At 70.9% G+C, this 13,938-nt stretch carries 11 protein-coding genes; 5 read left to right on the plus strand and 6 right to left on the minus strand.

Annotated features, from left to right (window positions below; genetic code table 11):
* The first annotated feature begins 2 nt into the window (after positions 1 to 2).
* Both BZB76_RS11345 and BZB76_RS11350 read left to right on the plus strand, forming a co-directional pair.
* The gene (locus BZB76_RS11345) at positions 3 to 1,178 is read left to right on the plus strand and encodes an ABC transporter ATP-binding protein (RefSeq protein ID WP_121434217.1); all 1,176 of its coding nucleotides are present in this window, start codon (positions 3 to 5) and stop codon (positions 1,176 to 1,178) included.
* A complete protein-coding gene (locus tag BZB76_RS11350) occupies positions 1,175 to 2,128 on the plus strand; it encodes an NAD(P)/FAD-dependent oxidoreductase (protein ID WP_121434218.1) in 954 nt (317 codons plus the stop codon). The genes BZB76_RS11345 and BZB76_RS11350 overlap by 4 nt, the downstream gene beginning before the upstream one ends.
* Before the next feature lie 254 nt (positions 2,129 to 2,382).
* Here BZB76_RS11350 and BZB76_RS11355 read toward each other — a convergent pair whose 3' ends face one another.
* On the minus strand, positions 2,383 to 3,666 hold the full coding sequence (locus BZB76_RS11355) for an ABC transporter substrate-binding protein (RefSeq protein ID WP_121434219.1): 1,284 nt from the start codon (positions 3,664 to 3,666) through the stop codon (positions 2,383 to 2,385).
* A gap of 51 nt (positions 3,667 to 3,717) precedes the next feature.
* Positions 3,718 to 5,388: a UGSC family (seleno)protein gene (locus BZB76_RS11360; protein WP_420534771.1), complete on the minus strand. Its 1,671-nt coding sequence runs from the start codon at positions 5,386 to 5,388 to the stop codon at positions 3,718 to 3,720.
* 189 nt (positions 5,389 to 5,577) lie between these two features.
* Between BZB76_RS11360 and BZB76_RS11370 the strand changes: the two genes are divergently transcribed.
* Positions 5,578 to 6,375, plus strand: a complete 798-nt coding sequence (locus BZB76_RS11370) for an IclR family transcriptional regulator domain-containing protein (RefSeq protein WP_121434222.1) — start codon at positions 5,578 to 5,580, stop codon at positions 6,373 to 6,375.
* Positions 6,376 to 6,428: 53 nt separating this feature from the next.
* The gene (gene selB, locus BZB76_RS11375) at positions 6,429 to 8,216 is read left to right on the plus strand and encodes a selenocysteine-specific translation elongation factor (RefSeq protein ID WP_121434223.1); all 1,788 of its coding nucleotides are present in this window, start codon (positions 6,429 to 6,431) and stop codon (positions 8,214 to 8,216) included.
* Positions 8,217 to 9,070: 854 nt separating this feature from the next.
* Here the strand turns inward: selB and BZB76_RS11380 are convergent.
* On the minus strand, positions 9,071 to 9,766 hold the full coding sequence (locus tag BZB76_RS11380; RefSeq protein WP_121434224.1) for a GntR family transcriptional regulator: 696 nt from the start codon (positions 9,764 to 9,766) through the stop codon (positions 9,071 to 9,073).
* A gap of 346 nt (positions 9,767 to 10,112) precedes the next feature.
* On the opposite strand from BZB76_RS11380, the gene BZB76_RS11385 reads away from it, so the two are divergent.
* Positions 10,113 to 10,445 (plus strand): hypothetical protein, encoded by a 333-nt coding sequence (locus BZB76_RS11385; protein ID WP_147449407.1) that lies wholly within the window; start codon positions 10,113 to 10,115, stop codon positions 10,443 to 10,445.
* Positions 10,446 to 10,594: 149 nt separating this feature from the next.
* Here BZB76_RS11385 and BZB76_RS11390 read toward each other — a convergent pair whose 3' ends face one another.
* The 3 genes from BZB76_RS11390 to BZB76_RS11400 all read right to left on the minus strand — a co-directional run bounded on the left by BZB76_RS11390 (position 10,595) and on the right by BZB76_RS11400 (position 13,717).
* Positions 10,595 to 11,500 carry a PhzF family phenazine biosynthesis protein gene (locus BZB76_RS11390; RefSeq protein ID WP_121434647.1) on the minus strand — a complete coding sequence of 302 codons (906 nt, stop codon included), beginning with the start codon at positions 11,498 to 11,500 and terminating at the stop codon, positions 10,595 to 10,597.
* 64 nt (positions 11,501 to 11,564) lie between these two features.
* Positions 11,565 to 12,068 (minus strand): pyridoxamine 5'-phosphate oxidase family protein, encoded by a 504-nt coding sequence (locus BZB76_RS11395; RefSeq protein WP_121434226.1) that lies wholly within the window; start codon positions 12,066 to 12,068, stop codon positions 11,565 to 11,567.
* Positions 12,069 to 12,166: 98 nt separating this feature from the next.
* Positions 12,167 to 13,717 (minus strand): alpha/beta hydrolase, encoded by a 1,551-nt coding sequence (locus BZB76_RS11400; RefSeq protein WP_121434227.1) that lies wholly within the window; start codon positions 13,715 to 13,717, stop codon positions 12,167 to 12,169.
* Positions 13,718 to 13,938: the final 221 nt, after the last annotated feature.

Genomic DNA, 13,938 nt, shown 5'->3' on the forward strand with positions numbered 1-13,938 from the left:
ACATGGGAACGATCGACATTCGCGGACTGGGCAAGGTCTATCCGGGCGGGACCCGGGCACTCCGCGACCTCAATCTGGAGATCGCCGACGGCGAGTTCATGATCTTCGTCGGTCCGTCCGGCTGCGGCAAGACCACCGCGCTGCGCATGATCGCCGGACTGGAGACGATCGAGGAGGGCGAGATCAGCATCGGCGGCACCGTCGTGAACAGGGTGGAGCCCCGCAAACGCGACGTCGCCATGGTGTTCCAGAACTACGCGCTCTACCCGCACATGACCGTCTACGACAACATCGCCTTCCCGTTGCAGTGCGAGGGACGGCGCAAAGCGGAGATCAAGGAGCGGGTCGAGGAGGCCGCCCGCCTGCTCGGCCTCGGCGAGCTGCTGCGCCGCAAACCCCGCGCCCTGTCGGGCGGCCAGCGGCAACGGGTCGCGATGGGACGGGCGATCGTCCGCAAACCGCAGGCGTTCCTCCTGGACGAGCCGCTGTCCAACCTGGACGCCAAGCTGCGCATGCAGATGCGCGCCGAGCTGTCCACCGTCCAGCGGACGCTGGGCGTCACGACGGTCTACGTCACGCACGACCAGGTCGAGTCCATGACGATGGGCACGAGGATCGCCGTGCTGCGCGGCGGCCTGCTCCAACAAGAAGGCACTCCCGAGCTGGTGTACTCCCGGCCCGCCAACATGTTCGTCGCGACGTTCATCGGCTCACCCGGCATGAACCTGCTGAGCTGCCCGATGGTGTCGGACGCCCCGGGCGACCTGCACTGCGTCGTCGGCGACCAACGAATACCCGTGCCGGCCAAGTCGCGCGGGTTGCTGGAGCGATTCGCCGGAAAGGAGATCGTCCTCGGCGTCCGCCCGGAGAAGCTCACCGACGCACCGGCGCGCGCGAACGGCACCGGCCGCCTGCGCGGCGAGGTCACCGTCGTGGAGATGCTCGGCCACGAACGTCTGATCCAGGTCGAGGTACCAGGCAGGCCGGTAGCCGCCGACCCGGAGATCGAGAACACCCGGCGCCCGGACAGGAACGGGAGCGCGACACCGGGCACGGTCACCGTGTACGCCCGCTTCTCACCTTCGTCCACGGTGAAACCCACAGAGACCGTCGACATTCCGATCGACCCGACCGACCTGCATTTCTTCGACCCCGAGACCGGTGAGGCGATCCGATGACCGGCGATGACTTCGAGATCCTGATCGCGGGCGGTGGCGTGGCCGGACTGACCGCCGGACTGTTCGCCGCCCGCGCCGGCCGCCGGACCGGACTGCTGCTCGGCGACGACATCGGCGGCGGCCACCTCCTCGGCGTCGGCCGGATCGAGGACTTCCCCGGCTTCCCCGAGGGCGTGCCCGGCTTCGACCTGTGCCCGATGCTCCAGGAGCAGGCCCAGGACGCCGGGGTGGAGTTCGTGCCGAGCGCGCTGAAGGGCCTCGAACCGTCCGGGGGCCGGTGGACCGCCACCACCGGGGACGGTGAGATCCGCGCCGGCGCCGTGATCGTCGCGACCGGTTCGGCGCTGCGGGAACTGGGCGTGCCCGGCGAGTCGCGGCTGCGCGGCCACGGCGTCTCCGACTGCGCGACCTGCGACGGGCCCCTACACCGCGGCAACACCGTCGCGGTCGTCGGGGGCGGCGACTCCGCGCTGCTGGAGGCGCTCGAACTGACCAACCACGTGGGCAAGGTGCTGCTGCTGAACCGCGGCGCGAGCCTCGACGGGCAGCGCACCTACGTCACCCGGGTCGAGGAACACCCCTCGATCGAGGTGCGCCACGCCACGATCGTCGAGGAGATCCTCGGCGACACGACCGTGTCAGGCGTCCGCGTCACCGACCCAAACGAGACCACGGAGGAGCAGGTCACCGGGGTGTTCGTGTACGTGGGCCTGCGGCCCCGCACCGACGTCCTGCGCGACCGGATCCCGCTGGACGCCGACGGCCGCGTCCCCACGGACGGCGCGCTGCGCACCGCCCTACCCGGCGTGTTCGCCGCCGGCGACATCCGAACCGACTCCGCCGCCCAAGCGATCACCGCCGCCGGCGACGGCGCGACCGCCGCCCTCGCCGCCCACCGCTACCTCACCGACCCGACCCACTTCTGGCCCGTCCCCCCACCCCCGACATGACACTCACCACCCACGGACCCGTGGCGCTGAGAGGAGCACCGCCGTGGAGACCGAACTCTGTCACCACGGCGGTCCTGTCGCCGCAACCCCGCGACAACCCCAACACTCGCGACCGCGTCCGAAGGCAGGTTCGAGCTTGCGAGAACCTGATCGCGCAACGAGCCGCGAGGCGAGTCGGAGCGATGCCGGCGATCGCATCGCGTTTCTCGACGATGGCGGGCCCTCCGGGCACGAAGGAGGAGAGAAATGCAGAACTAACTCGCGTCCCAGGCTTCGTCCATGGCCTTCAGGATGTCGTCTACCGTGCGGGTTTTGTTGTAGAGGCCTGCCATGACCTTGTAGGCGGCCTGGGCGGGGGCGTCCGACGGCCACATGGTGCCGGCGCCGAGGCTGTAGGCGTTCTGCTTGGCCAGTGGCTCCAGGGGCTTGAGGAAGTCGGGCAGCTCACCGCGTTGCATTTGTGCCGGGGAGATGGCGCCGGTCTTGTCGGCGTAGACGTCCCGCCGCTGCGCGACGAAATCGAGGAACTTGACGGACTCCTCGACGTGTTCGCCCCGGGCGGCGGCGGACAGGCCGCTGACCTCCAGTGGCAGGATGCTCTGCTTACGGCCCGGGACGGGGACGGCCGCCCACTTGCGCGCCGGGTTGCGGCTGGTGACGAAGGACGACGCGGTCGATGGTCCGATGCCCATCACGGCCTTGTTGCCCTTGATCTGGAGGTCCTTGCCCGCCGCGGTGGTGCGGCCCGCGCCGCCCGGGTAGTAGCAGTCGGCGTTGATCATGTCGACGATCTGCTGGAAGGTCTGCCGCCAGCCGGGGCTGGTCTGGAACTTCACCTGTCCGGCGGCGCGCTTGTCGTCCCACTTCGGGTCGACGCTGTAGACGTTGGCGCCGGAGAACGCCTGGAGGAGCATCCGGTTGCCCGCCTGGTCCGCCGCGCCCGGCACCAGCGCGTACGTGCCGTGCTTACGGATCTCCCCGCACAGTTTCAGCAGGTCGGCGAAGGTGGCGGGCGGCTGGAGGTTCCACTTCTTCAGGTCGGTGACGGTGTAGTCCATGAAGTGCGTGGACACTCCGACGAGCAGCGCGTACACCTTGCCGTCGTAGGTGATCGTGGGGGCGAGCAGTGGCGGGACGCCGTTCCTGGCCCACGGCTTTACGCTGAGGTCCTCCAGGCGCTTGGCCTTGGCGAGCTTGTAGAGCGGCAGCCCGGTCGCGCCGCCGCCCGATCCGGGGGAGATGTTGAGGATGTCGGGCGGGTTGCCGCCCTGCAGCTCGGTCGTGGTGGCCGGGCCGATCTTCGGCGCCGGGACGTACTGCACGGTCATCTTGATTCTCGGGGCGTTGGCGTCGTTGAACTCCTTGACGATGGGGTCGAGGCCCTCCTTGACGGCCGGGGACGCGTACATCCGCAGCGACACGTTCCCCGAGCCGCCGCCGGAGCCGCCGCAGCCGGCGGCCATGACCAGCGCGGAGGCCCCCGCGACCCAGGCGAGTCGCTTCCCGCCGCCCCGCCGTCCATGCTTCGTGCCTTTCATGGGTCCTCCTCTGTCCCATCTGCCGGTCACGGGCCTGCACACCCTCGGCGGTCAGCGCCACTCGTCGACGGACACGGTGCGGCCGGACAGGGACCGGTCGAGCCGGGTGCCGTTGGCCATGCCCTCAAGGACGCTCCAGGCGGACGTGCTCCGACCGCCGACGACGATGACGTGGACGTCCTTGGGCACATTGATGCGGACCCGCTCGTCGGGGTCGGCGGCCCGGTAGCTCGCCCAGGGCTCCTCGCCCGCGGCGGCCCGGTATCCGAAGAACAGTTCCTGGAGCCCCTGGCCCCACCAGCGGCGGGCGGGCAGCCGTCCCGTGTCGGAGATCCACTCGATGAGGTCCTCCTTGCGGGCGAACCCCTGGTGTTCGACGAGGTTCTGCGCGGCCAGCGGGTCGAGCAGCAGCACGACGCCGCCGGTGGCGCGGGTGGCGTTGAAGATCGACCGGGCGTTCTCGCGCCAGTTCGCCCCGATCCCGCTCGGTGCGGTGATCATGGTCCGGACGCCGCGGAACACGGTGGCCGTGCTGTCGCCGGGGGAGAAACCGTGCTGGACGTGGTACGGCTGCCAGGGGCTGCGCTCCTCGTTCTCGGCGAACGTGAGGTTGGTGAACGAGAACGGGTTGCCAAGCGACCCCATGTAGCTCACGCCGGGCGTCGAGCCGCCCTGGAGGTTCTGCGAGCCGATGCCGTACGCGCGTCCGATGGTGGCGTTGGCCCTGCTGTACGGGCCGAGGGCGCCGATCCCGGAGTTCATGCCGATCTCGTCCCGGATCGGCCCGTTGACGACGACGGCCTCCGACATGGAGGAGATGCTGCTGTGCCGCGCGGAGTAGCCGCTGCCGAGCAGCGCCAGGATGACCGGGAAGTACTCGGGCGCGGCACCGGCCACGACCGCGTTCACGGCCGCCTGCTCGACGGTGAACTCCCAGTAGTCGCGGGTGGACGCGGCGCGGAGCCTGCCGACGACCTTGTCGGGGGCGTGGCTCGTCCCGGCGAGCATCGCCGCGACGCGTTCCTCGGTGGGCAGGACGATCGGGAGGCTGTCGGTCCAGCCGTTCTCCAGGAAGAGGGCGTGCAGATCGTCCTCGGTGGCGGGCTCCAGCAGCCGGGATCTGGTCTGTTCGAACGTCGCGCCGGCCATGTCGGCGTCGTCGAGGGGCCTGGTCAGGCCGTCCAGCAGATCACTGGAGAACGCGTTTCCGGAGACGGGGTTGACGCCCTCGACGTAACCGCGCAGTTCACCGGCGGTTCGGCCGGGTACGGGCGAGGGGACGAACGCGTGCCGCAGCGTGGGAACGCCCGCGAGCCTGCTGGTGGACGCCACCAGCCGGGCGAAGGCGTCGGCGTGGACGGAGACGGTGGGGATGCGGTACTCGGACTCGAGCCGCGTGGCGTGGCCGGCGACCGCCGGCGCGCAGCCGCTTCAAAGACCGACGCCGAGGATGGCGGCGTCGCCCTCCTCCGCGATCCGCGCGTACAGCTCGGGGGCCGGGTCGAACGGGGAGGCGAGACGGGCGGTGACGGTGGTGACGTCGGGCCGGTGCTCCTCGAACGAGGCGCGGAGCTGGTCGATGAACTCGCCGGAGTTCTCGAAGCCCGCGTCGACGAGGAACACGGTCCTGCCGTCCAGGGTGGCGGGGCGCGGGGCGAGCGACTTGCCGCCGACGGTGGGCGCGTTGCCTTCGGGGTGGAGAACCGTGATCTTACGGGTCATGACGACCTCTTTCCCGGCTGCGGCTCCGCAGATGATGTTCGCGTCAAGAACACGTGTTCGTATGGTGATTCTCAGATACGGTGTTGAGGTTGTCAACAGGTATATTGATCTGAGAGTGCGATCGGACTAGTGTTCGGAAAGAGAACAGCTGTTTGGTATCCGAACGAACGGCCGGCTGGCGATGAGTCGATGACGGCACACGACACGACGAAGGACGAGGTCCGGGGGGCGCACTTCGTCCAGTCCCTCGAACGCGGCCTCAACGTGATCAGGGCGTTCGACGCGTCCACGCCCCGGCTGACGCTCACCGAGGTCGCCCAGGCCACCGGCCTCACCCGGGCCGCCGCGCGCCGGTTCCTGCTGACCCTCGTCGACCTCGGCTATGTGCGCCTCGACGGCCGGAAGTTCTCACTGACGTCCCACGTGCTCCAGCTCGGCTACGCCTACCTGTCCGCGCTGGCGCTGCCCGACGTGGCCGAGCCGCACCTGGAGATGCTCGTGGCGATGGTCAACGAGTCGTCGTCGGTGTCGGTGCTGGACGGCGACGACATCGTCTACGTGGCACGCGTCCCGACCACGCGCATCATGACGGTCGCGATCAACGTGGGCACCCGTTTTCCCGCCCACGCCACGTCCATGGGCCGGGTGCTGCTCGCCGCGCTCCCCGAGGACGAGCTGGACGAGCGCCTCACCAGGATGGAGCGGCAGCCGCTCACCACGCGGACGGTCACCGACCCGACCGCGCTCCGCGCCGAGATCAACCGCGTCCGCAGGCAGGGATGGGCGCTGGTCGACCAGGAACTGGAGGAGGGCCTGCGGTCGATCGCGGCGCCCGTCCGGGACGTGTCGGGCCGGGTGGTGGCCGCCGTCAACGTCTCCACGTCCGCCAGCCGCACCCCCACCGCGACGATGCGCCGCGAGATGCTCCCGCTGCTGCTCGACACCACCGCCAGGATCGAGGCCGACCTGCGCGCCGCGCGCGGCTGACCTCACCCCGCCGGCGAGGGTGGGGACCGCCCGGACACGGGGAGGACGAGGACATGCACGTGATCGCCACCGCCGGCCATGTCGACCACGGCAAGTCCACGCTCGTCGCCGCCCTCACCGGCATGGAGCCCGACCGGCTCGCCGAGGAGCGCAGACGGCGGCTCACCATCGACCTCGGATTCGTCTGGACGACGCTGCCCGGCGCCGGCGAGGTCGCGTTCGTCGACGTCCCGGGGCACGAACGGTTCGTCGCCACCATGCTCGCCGGGGTGGGCCCGGTGCCCGCCGTGCTGTTCGTCGTCGCCGCCGACGAGGGCTGGATGCCGCAGAGCGCCGAGCACCTGGAGGCGCTGGACGCCCTCGGCGTGTCCCGCGGCGTCCTCGTCGTCACCCGCTCCGACCTGGCCGACCCGGCGCCGGCGATCGAGGAGGCGCGCGAGTGGACGGCGGAGAGCACGCTGCGCGACCTGCCCGCCGTCGCCGTCAGCGCGGTCACCGGGGAGGGGCTCGACGACGTCCGCGCGGCGATCGTCGACCTGGTCGCGGACCTGCCCCCGCCGGACGTCGCCGCGCCCGTCCGGCTCTGGGTCGACCGGTCGTTCTCCATCCGCGGCGCGGGCACCGTCGTCACCGCCACGCTCGGCGCGGGCACGGTCCAACCCGGTGATGAGCTGCTCAACACGACGGGACGTACCGTCCGGGTGCGCGGCGTCGAGGCGCTGGGCGAGCCCCGCGACCGGGTGACGGCCACCGCCCGGGTCGCCCTCAACCTGCGCGGCGTCGACCGCGACGCCGTCCCGCGCGGCCTGCCGCTGCTCACCCCCGGCGCCTGGCGCCCGGCGGACTCGCTGGACGTCGAACTGCGACCCACCACGTCGACCCCGCTCCCGGAACACCTCGTCCTGCATATCGGCACCGCCGCCGTGCCCTGCCGCCTGCGCCCACTCGGCCCCGCCCACGGGCGGCTACGGCTCGACCGCCCGCTGCCCCTCCGATACGGCGACCGCGCCGTCCTCCGCGACCCGGGCCGCCGCCGGATCGCCGCCGGCCTCATCGTCCTCGACGTCGACCCGCCCCCGCTCACCCGGCGCGGCGCGGCCGGAACGCGGGCCGCCGAACTGGCGGACATGCGCACCGCCGGCGACGTCACCGTCTCCCACCTGCGCCGCGGCCCCCGGCGCGGCACCGAACTGGCCGCGATGGGCCTGCCGACCGTGGGCGCCCCCCGCCACGGCGACTGGTACGCCGACGACGAACGCTGGGCCGAGTACGCGGCGGAACTCACCGAGGCCGAACGACACCACCGCGCCGCCCACCCGCTGGAGCCGGGCATGCCGGTCGCCACCGCGGCCCGGCGGCTCGCCCTGCCCGACCCCGCGCTGGTGCCCGTCCTCGCCGCGGACGCCGGGCTCACCTGCGCGTCGGGCCTGCTGACCCCACCCGGCGACGCCCCCGGCCTTCCTCCCGCCATCGACCGGGCCGTGCAGATCCTGGAACGCGACCTGGCCGCCGACCCCTTCGGCGCACCCAACGCCGACCGGCTCGCCGAGCTGGGCCTGGGCAACGCCGAACTGGCCGCAGCCGAACGTTTCGGCCGGCTGCTACGCGTCGCGCCCGGCATCGTCCTGCTCCCCGACGTCGACCGCAGCGCCCTGGAGGTCCTCGCCGAACTGCCCCAACCGTTCACCCTGAGCGACGCCCGCCAGGCCATGCGCACCACCCGCCGCGTAGCCGTCCCACTCCTGGAACTACTGGCCGCCCGAGGCCTGACCCGCCGCACCGAGGACGCCCGCCACACCCTCCGCACCCCCGCCCGACCCACTAGCCCGGACACCGGGTAGGGCCCTTCGGGCACGCACACGTCCCGCTATTACAAGCGTTTCCGCAGTCCGTCCGGCCACGGGCCCGGGTCGTCCGCAGGGTCCGTCGCGCACCGACCGTCCTTGAAGGCCGATGGCCGCCTGAGGCCTGACCCGCCGTACCGAGGACGCCCGCCAGGCCCTTCGCACCCCCGACCGGCCCTCTAGCCCGGACACCGGGTAGGGCCCTTCGGGCACGCACACGTCCCGCTATTACAAGCGTTTCCGCAGTCCGTCCGGCCACGGGCCCGGGTCGTCCGCAGGGTCCGTCGCGCACCGACCGTCCTTGAAGGCCGATGGCCGCCTGAGGCCTGACCCGCCGTACCGAGGACGCCCGCCAGGCCCTTCGCACCCCCGACCGGCCCTCTAGCCCGGACACCGGGTAGGGTCCTTCGGGCACGCATACGTCCCGCTATTACAAGCGTTTCCGTAGTCCGTCCGGCCACGGGTCTGGGTCGTCCGCCGGGTCCGTCGCGCACCGACCGTCCTTGAAGGCCGATGGCCGCCGTGGACACCGAGTTCCACGGCCCCGCTGCACATCGCCCCGGCCCGCCGGAGGCTCCTGTACCTGACCAGCGAGGGCGGCCTCGGCTCGTACCTGTAGGCGGGTGCCTGTGCGAGCGGGTACGACATAGGTGGCGTCCCCGCCTGCTGGAGGCCTGCCATCGGCGCGTCGTTCCGACCGCCGCGTTCGCAGAATCCATAGACGGAGGGGCGGGATGCGGGCGGCCACTGAGCGGCCGGACCCTGCCGGCCGATCCGGCGCGCCGCAGCGCCGGTTTCTGCCCGCGGACGCGCTGGTCGTGCTGCTGCTGGTGGGCGCTGGCGGGGGCCGGTCAGTTCGACTGGGCCGGCTGGGCGGGGGAGTCGTCGACGTTCTGGCGCAGCCGGGCCGCGTGCAGGATGTGCTCGGCCATGAAGCGGCGGGCGTCGTAGGGGTCGCCGCGATCCAGTGCCTCGATGATCCGGTCGTGGTCGTCGGACAGCGACTGCGCGTTCTTGGCGTCCTTCCAGATGGTCATCCGCGGTGGGATGAACGCCCACAGGGACGCGGCCTGCAGCGCCACCAGCGACGAACCCGCCTCGTAGATGGCGAAGTGCAGCGTGCGGTTCAGCACCGAGAGCCGCGACTCGTCGCCGGCCTCGACGGCGGCCAGCAGGTCCGCGTGGGCGGCGCGGATGCGCTTCATCGCCGCGCCGTCCATCCGCTCCACGGCGAGGGCGGTGGCGAGCCCCTCGACCTCGGAGCGTAGAAGATAGAGGTCCTCCACCTCCTGCGGGGACATGTCCTTGACGGTGGCGCCGCGGTGCGACTGGTACTCCAGCGAGCCCTCGGCTTCCAGCAGACGGAACGCCTCGCGCACCGGCGTCGGGCTGACTCCGTATCGCTTGGCGACATCGGTCTGCCGCAGGTTCGTTCCCGGCTTGATGATCCCGTCGGCGATCTCTCGACGGAGCCGCTCCAACACGTACGCCGTCTTGCTGAGCGGCGGGCCGATCTCCCCGGCGCCGGGTTCGAGTGGTCTTGACATCGGGTTTCCTCCGGGAGTCAGCCAAGCTATCTAGATAATAGTCTATTGACTCTCCGGACCCGCCGTTTGCCCAACGTCCACGGCACCCTCTTCCGATTCTTCGGTGCCCAGCGTCACGCAGCCCGGCTCATCAAGCCTCTGCTCCATGAAGTAGATAGAAAATATTCTAGAGATTAGAGGAGAGTTCTAGAGGGGATTGGGCTCCCGAGCCTCGGTGCGAGGGCGTGGGGCGCCCGCTGCCGGCTGGGCGCCGTCCAGGGGACGGCTGACCGTACCGAGGGGTTGCCGCGCCCGTTTGCGGTTACCCAAGGAGTGCATTTAGTCACTCTCGGTCATGGAGGTTGTCATGCGTGTTCGTTCACGGGCGTGGGTCGTTGCCGCCGTCACGGGGGCGGTGGCCTGGAGTGCGGGGAGCGGTCCTGCCCTGGGGGCGGTCGGCTCCGCATCGGCCATCATCGTCTATGACTGCGCCAGCGTCGTTCTCAACCCGGTCACCGCCGAGGCGACCGGTCATGGTTGCGCCCGCGGCGCCGACGGCGCACCCGGCCTCACCGGGTACGCCCTGTACGACCAGGCGCAGGAAGAAGAGTACGCGTGCGACAACGTGAGCACCGCCCCGGACCCGAAGGGCGGGCTGATCGTCTCCGGCACCGGATGCGAGCGGGTCGTCGCCCCGTAAGTCGTCGCGGACGGCCCTGCGCGGCATCGCCAAGGGTGGGGCGTTCGCGCCATCGAGCTTGCGAACTCGCCGAGCCGGTCCGACCGGGTCGGTGTTATGGCGTCTACCTGGGCTTCATCTTCGACGGCGGGTGAGTACTCGATCCTCTTCTACGTGTTCGTGGTGCCGCTTCTGGTGCCGGCGCGCGTGTTCCGTGTCGGGATGCGGACTGCGGCGCCTGAGACGCGGACGCGGGGGTCGCCGTCGCGGAGTTCGACCGTGAGGAGTCCGGGGCGGCCCATGTCCTCGCCCTGGTGGAGCGTGAGCGTGGCGGCGGGGGCGATTTCGCCCAGTTCCCGGAGGTAGGCGCCGAACGCGGCTGCCGCGGCGCCGGTGGCCGGGTCTTCCACCACGCCGCCGACCGGGAACGGGTCGCGGACGTGGAAGATGTGCTGCGACGCCCGCCACACCAGCTGGACGGTGGTCAGGTCGTGCCTGGTCATGTAGGTGGTGAGGCGGTCGAAGTCGTAGTCCAGATCGGCCAGGCGTTCGCGGGTGGCGGCTGCGAGGACCAGGTGGCGGGCCCCGGCGTAGGCGAAGCGGGGCGGCAGGGTGGGGTCGAGGTCGTCCTCGCCCCAGTTCAGGATGTCCAGGGCTGTGGAGGTGTCGGAGGCCTCTTCCAGGTACGGCTCCACGCTGGTGAGTGTCGCGTGGAGGACGCCGTCGACCTCGGCGACCTCGACGGGGACGAGGCCGCTCTTGGTCGCGAACGTGAAAGCGCCCGGCCCTAGCCGTTCCGCCAGGGCGACCGCGGTGGCGACGGTGGCGTGGCCGCAGAACGAGACCTCGGCTTTGGGGCTGAAGTAGCGGAGGGTGAAGGCTCTGCCCGGCTCGGTGAGGCCGTCCGGTGGTGGGGTGAGGAATGCGGTCTCCGAATAGCCCAGGTCCGCCGCGACCGCGAGCATGGCGGCGTCGTCCAGGGCGGAAGCGTCCAGGACGACGCCGGCCGGGTTGCCTTCCGCCGGGTCGGTCGCGAAGGCGGTGTAGTGCAGTACGTCGCTGCTCAGGTCGGTCATGCCCGCCATCGAACACCAGGGACCGATCAGCTGGTCAAGTGGGCGATTCGCTTCGGACGCGCCCTCAGAAGCGCCAGCGGGTCGCGCTGAATCCCTTCTCCTTGCCGAATGCGAAGACCACCGCCGGCTCGACGGCGAAGATGTGCCGAGGATGGGCCATCTCGGTGTCGTCGGGGGTGTAGAACTCGCCGTCCTGGACGAATGGACGCCACCACGGATATTTGGTCGGGAACAGGTCCGCGACGCGTTGCAGCCGGTCGGCGTCCCGGACGATGTGCGCGGTTCCTTCGACCACCAGGTCGATGTCGTCGGCCGGGACGGTGATGGCGCAGCTGTCGTTGTGTTCGAGGTAGCGGGCCTTACGCGCCTCTCGGTGTGTGTTGAAGCAGACGGCGCCCTCCAGCCAGACGGCCAGCACCGGCACGACGTGCACGCGCCCACCAGGGCCGGACGTCGACACCAGATAGTCATTGCTTCCGGCTAACCGTGCCCGCGCGTCCGCCCAGGTGAGGGACGTCAGAGGACTGCCGCTGGGGCTGGACAACGGCTCGGCGATCGGCTCCGTCATGACCGCTCCTTCGATTCTCGGAACTCCTGGACACACGGTAATGCTGTGCGGCGATGAGAGCACCGAACCGATTGAGCCACCACCGGCCCGATCGAGCCTTAGAAGGGGTCCGGGCAGTCGATGTCCTCGGCGGGCAGGGTTCCGTCGCGCAGGTAGGCGTTGACCGCTTTGTCGGCGCAGGGGCTGGGACGCTGGCCCGCGGCGCCGCGGCCGTAGACGCCATGGGCTCGCATGTGCGCGGTCACCAGGCGGGAGCCGGTGAGCCTGCGGTGGAGTGCCTGACCGTCCGGGTACGGGGTGTTGTTGTCGCGGACGGCCTGAACCATCAGCAGGGGAACCGTGTTGCCGATTTCGGTGGCGGGTTCGCGGGGCGGGGTCCGCCAGAACGCGCAGGGCGAAATGGTGTTGTTCAGCGGGCCGAAGACAGGCTGGCTGCGCTGGATGTTGCGCCAGTACCGTTCCGGGTCGCGCGGCCAGCCACCGGCGGGCCAACCGGCGTCGGCGCACATCGCCGCGGTGACGCCCGGCACCAGCGCGCTCACCTCGGCGCCGGTGAAGAGTGTGAGGAAACCGGCCAGTTCCGGCTCGGGCGTCACCGATGCGCCGTTGGCGGCGTCGGCCAGGCCGCGCACCGAGCGGGCCAGTACGGCGTTGTCGTCCTCATGGTTGACCATGGTGCGGAGGAAGACCGGGAACAGGTGGTGGTCGAGCCGGTGCTCGCCGATCTTGATCGGTTGCCGTTCGGCGCGTGCGAGCACGCGGGTCAGGGAGCGGCGGACCTGCGCGGCGGTACGGCCGAGCCGGTAGTGGTGGGAGCGGCGGGCGGTCCAGGCGGCCCATTCGTCCAGCGCCGCCTCCTGGTGCGCCGCCACGCTCCGCATCAGCGCGTACTGCGTCTTCGCCGGGTCGGTGGAGCTGTCGAGGACGATGCGGTCGGCGTTGCCGGGGAACATCTGGGTGTAGACGGCGCCCAGATCGGCACCGTACGAAGCCCCGTAGTACGACAGTTTCGGCGCGCCCAGCGCGGCCTGGATCACGTCCATGTCCCGGGCGACGTTGCGGGTGGACGCGTGCGGGAACAGCGCGGCGTTGTCGCCGTGGTCCTGGCAGCGCCGCGCGATGTCGCGCACCATGTCGACCGCCTTGTCGAAGTCGGAACGCCGGAACCCGGGCGACCGTAGCCACCAGGGGATCTGGCCGCAGGTCAACGGGGAGCTGCGACCGACGAAGCGGGGATCGAACCCGATCAGGTCGTACCGGTCCGCCACGTCCTTCATGGCCGACTTGAGTGCGATACCGAAGTCCAACCCCTGCCCGCCCGGTCCGCCCGGGTTGGCCAGCAGGATGCCGCGGCGGTGGACGGGGTCCCCTTCGATCCGAGAGATCGCCACCTTCAGGGAGCGGCCGCCGGGCGCGGTGTAGTCGAGCGGCACCCGCACCTCGGCACAGCGTGCGCCGATCTCGTCCAGTCTCTGGCCGATCTCGTCCTCGGCTCCCCGCGCGCAGTCCTTCCAGAAGACCTGCTGCCCCGTGTACCGGTCCAGCCCGCGCTCGGTGGCGCCTGGCGACGACGCGAGCGCCGCCGGGGTGAACGCCGCCAATCCGGCGACGACCACCCCTCCGGCCACGGTCAGTCTGAGTGTGCGCACCTTTCCTCCTCTTCATGCCGTCGCCGGAGCGTTTCCGGCGGGGAAGGTCCGACGCTAGAAAGGCGGGCCGCCGGGCCACATCCCGCGGCAGGGGGGCGCGGGCAAACTTTGGATGCGCCCGGACGTCAGAACGGGAGGCCACGACACGGCGAGATGATCGTGCCTACGCTGGCTCTCCGGCACCGGCCGCCCAGGATGGACTCCCTCGACATCGGTGGGTG

It is taken from the genome of Actinomadura pelletieri DSM 43383 (assembly GCF_003634705.1).
In the GTDB taxonomy this organism is placed as follows: domain Bacteria; phylum Actinomycetota; class Actinomycetes; order Streptosporangiales; family Streptosporangiaceae; genus Spirillospora; species Spirillospora pelletieri.

What these genes read in the sequence shown, in the direction of transcription:
- BZB76_RS11345 (WP_121434217.1), top strand. Translation starts at nt 3, where the DNA reads ATGGGAACGATCGACATTCGCGGACTGGGCAAGGTCTATCCGGGCGGG.
- BZB76_RS11385 (WP_147449407.1), top strand. Translation starts at nt 10,113, where the DNA reads ATGCGTGTTCGTTCACGGGCGTGGGTCGTTGCCGCCGTCACGGGGGCG.
- BZB76_RS11355 (WP_121434219.1), bottom strand. Translation starts at nt 3,666, where the DNA reads ATGAAAGGCACGAAGCATGGACGGCGGGGCGGCGGGAAGCGACTCGCC.
- BZB76_RS11370 (WP_121434222.1), top strand. Translation starts at nt 5,578, where the DNA reads ATGACGGCACACGACACGACGAAGGACGAGGTCCGGGGGGCGCACTTC.
- selB (WP_121434223.1), top strand. Translation starts at nt 6,429, where the DNA reads ATGCACGTGATCGCCACCGCCGGCCATGTCGACCACGGCAAGTCCACG.
- BZB76_RS11380 (WP_121434224.1), bottom strand. Translation starts at nt 9,766, where the DNA reads ATGTCAAGACCACTCGAACCCGGCGCCGGGGAGATCGGCCCGCCGCTC.
- BZB76_RS11350 (WP_121434218.1), top strand. Translation starts at nt 1,175, where the DNA reads ATGACCGGCGATGACTTCGAGATCCTGATCGCGGGCGGTGGCGTGGCC.
- BZB76_RS11395 (WP_121434226.1), bottom strand. Translation starts at nt 12,068, where the DNA reads ATGACGGAGCCGATCGCCGAGCCGTTGTCCAGCCCCAGCGGCAGTCCT.
- BZB76_RS11390 (WP_121434647.1), bottom strand. Translation starts at nt 11,500, where the DNA reads ATGACCGACCTGAGCAGCGACGTACTGCACTACACCGCCTTCGCGACC.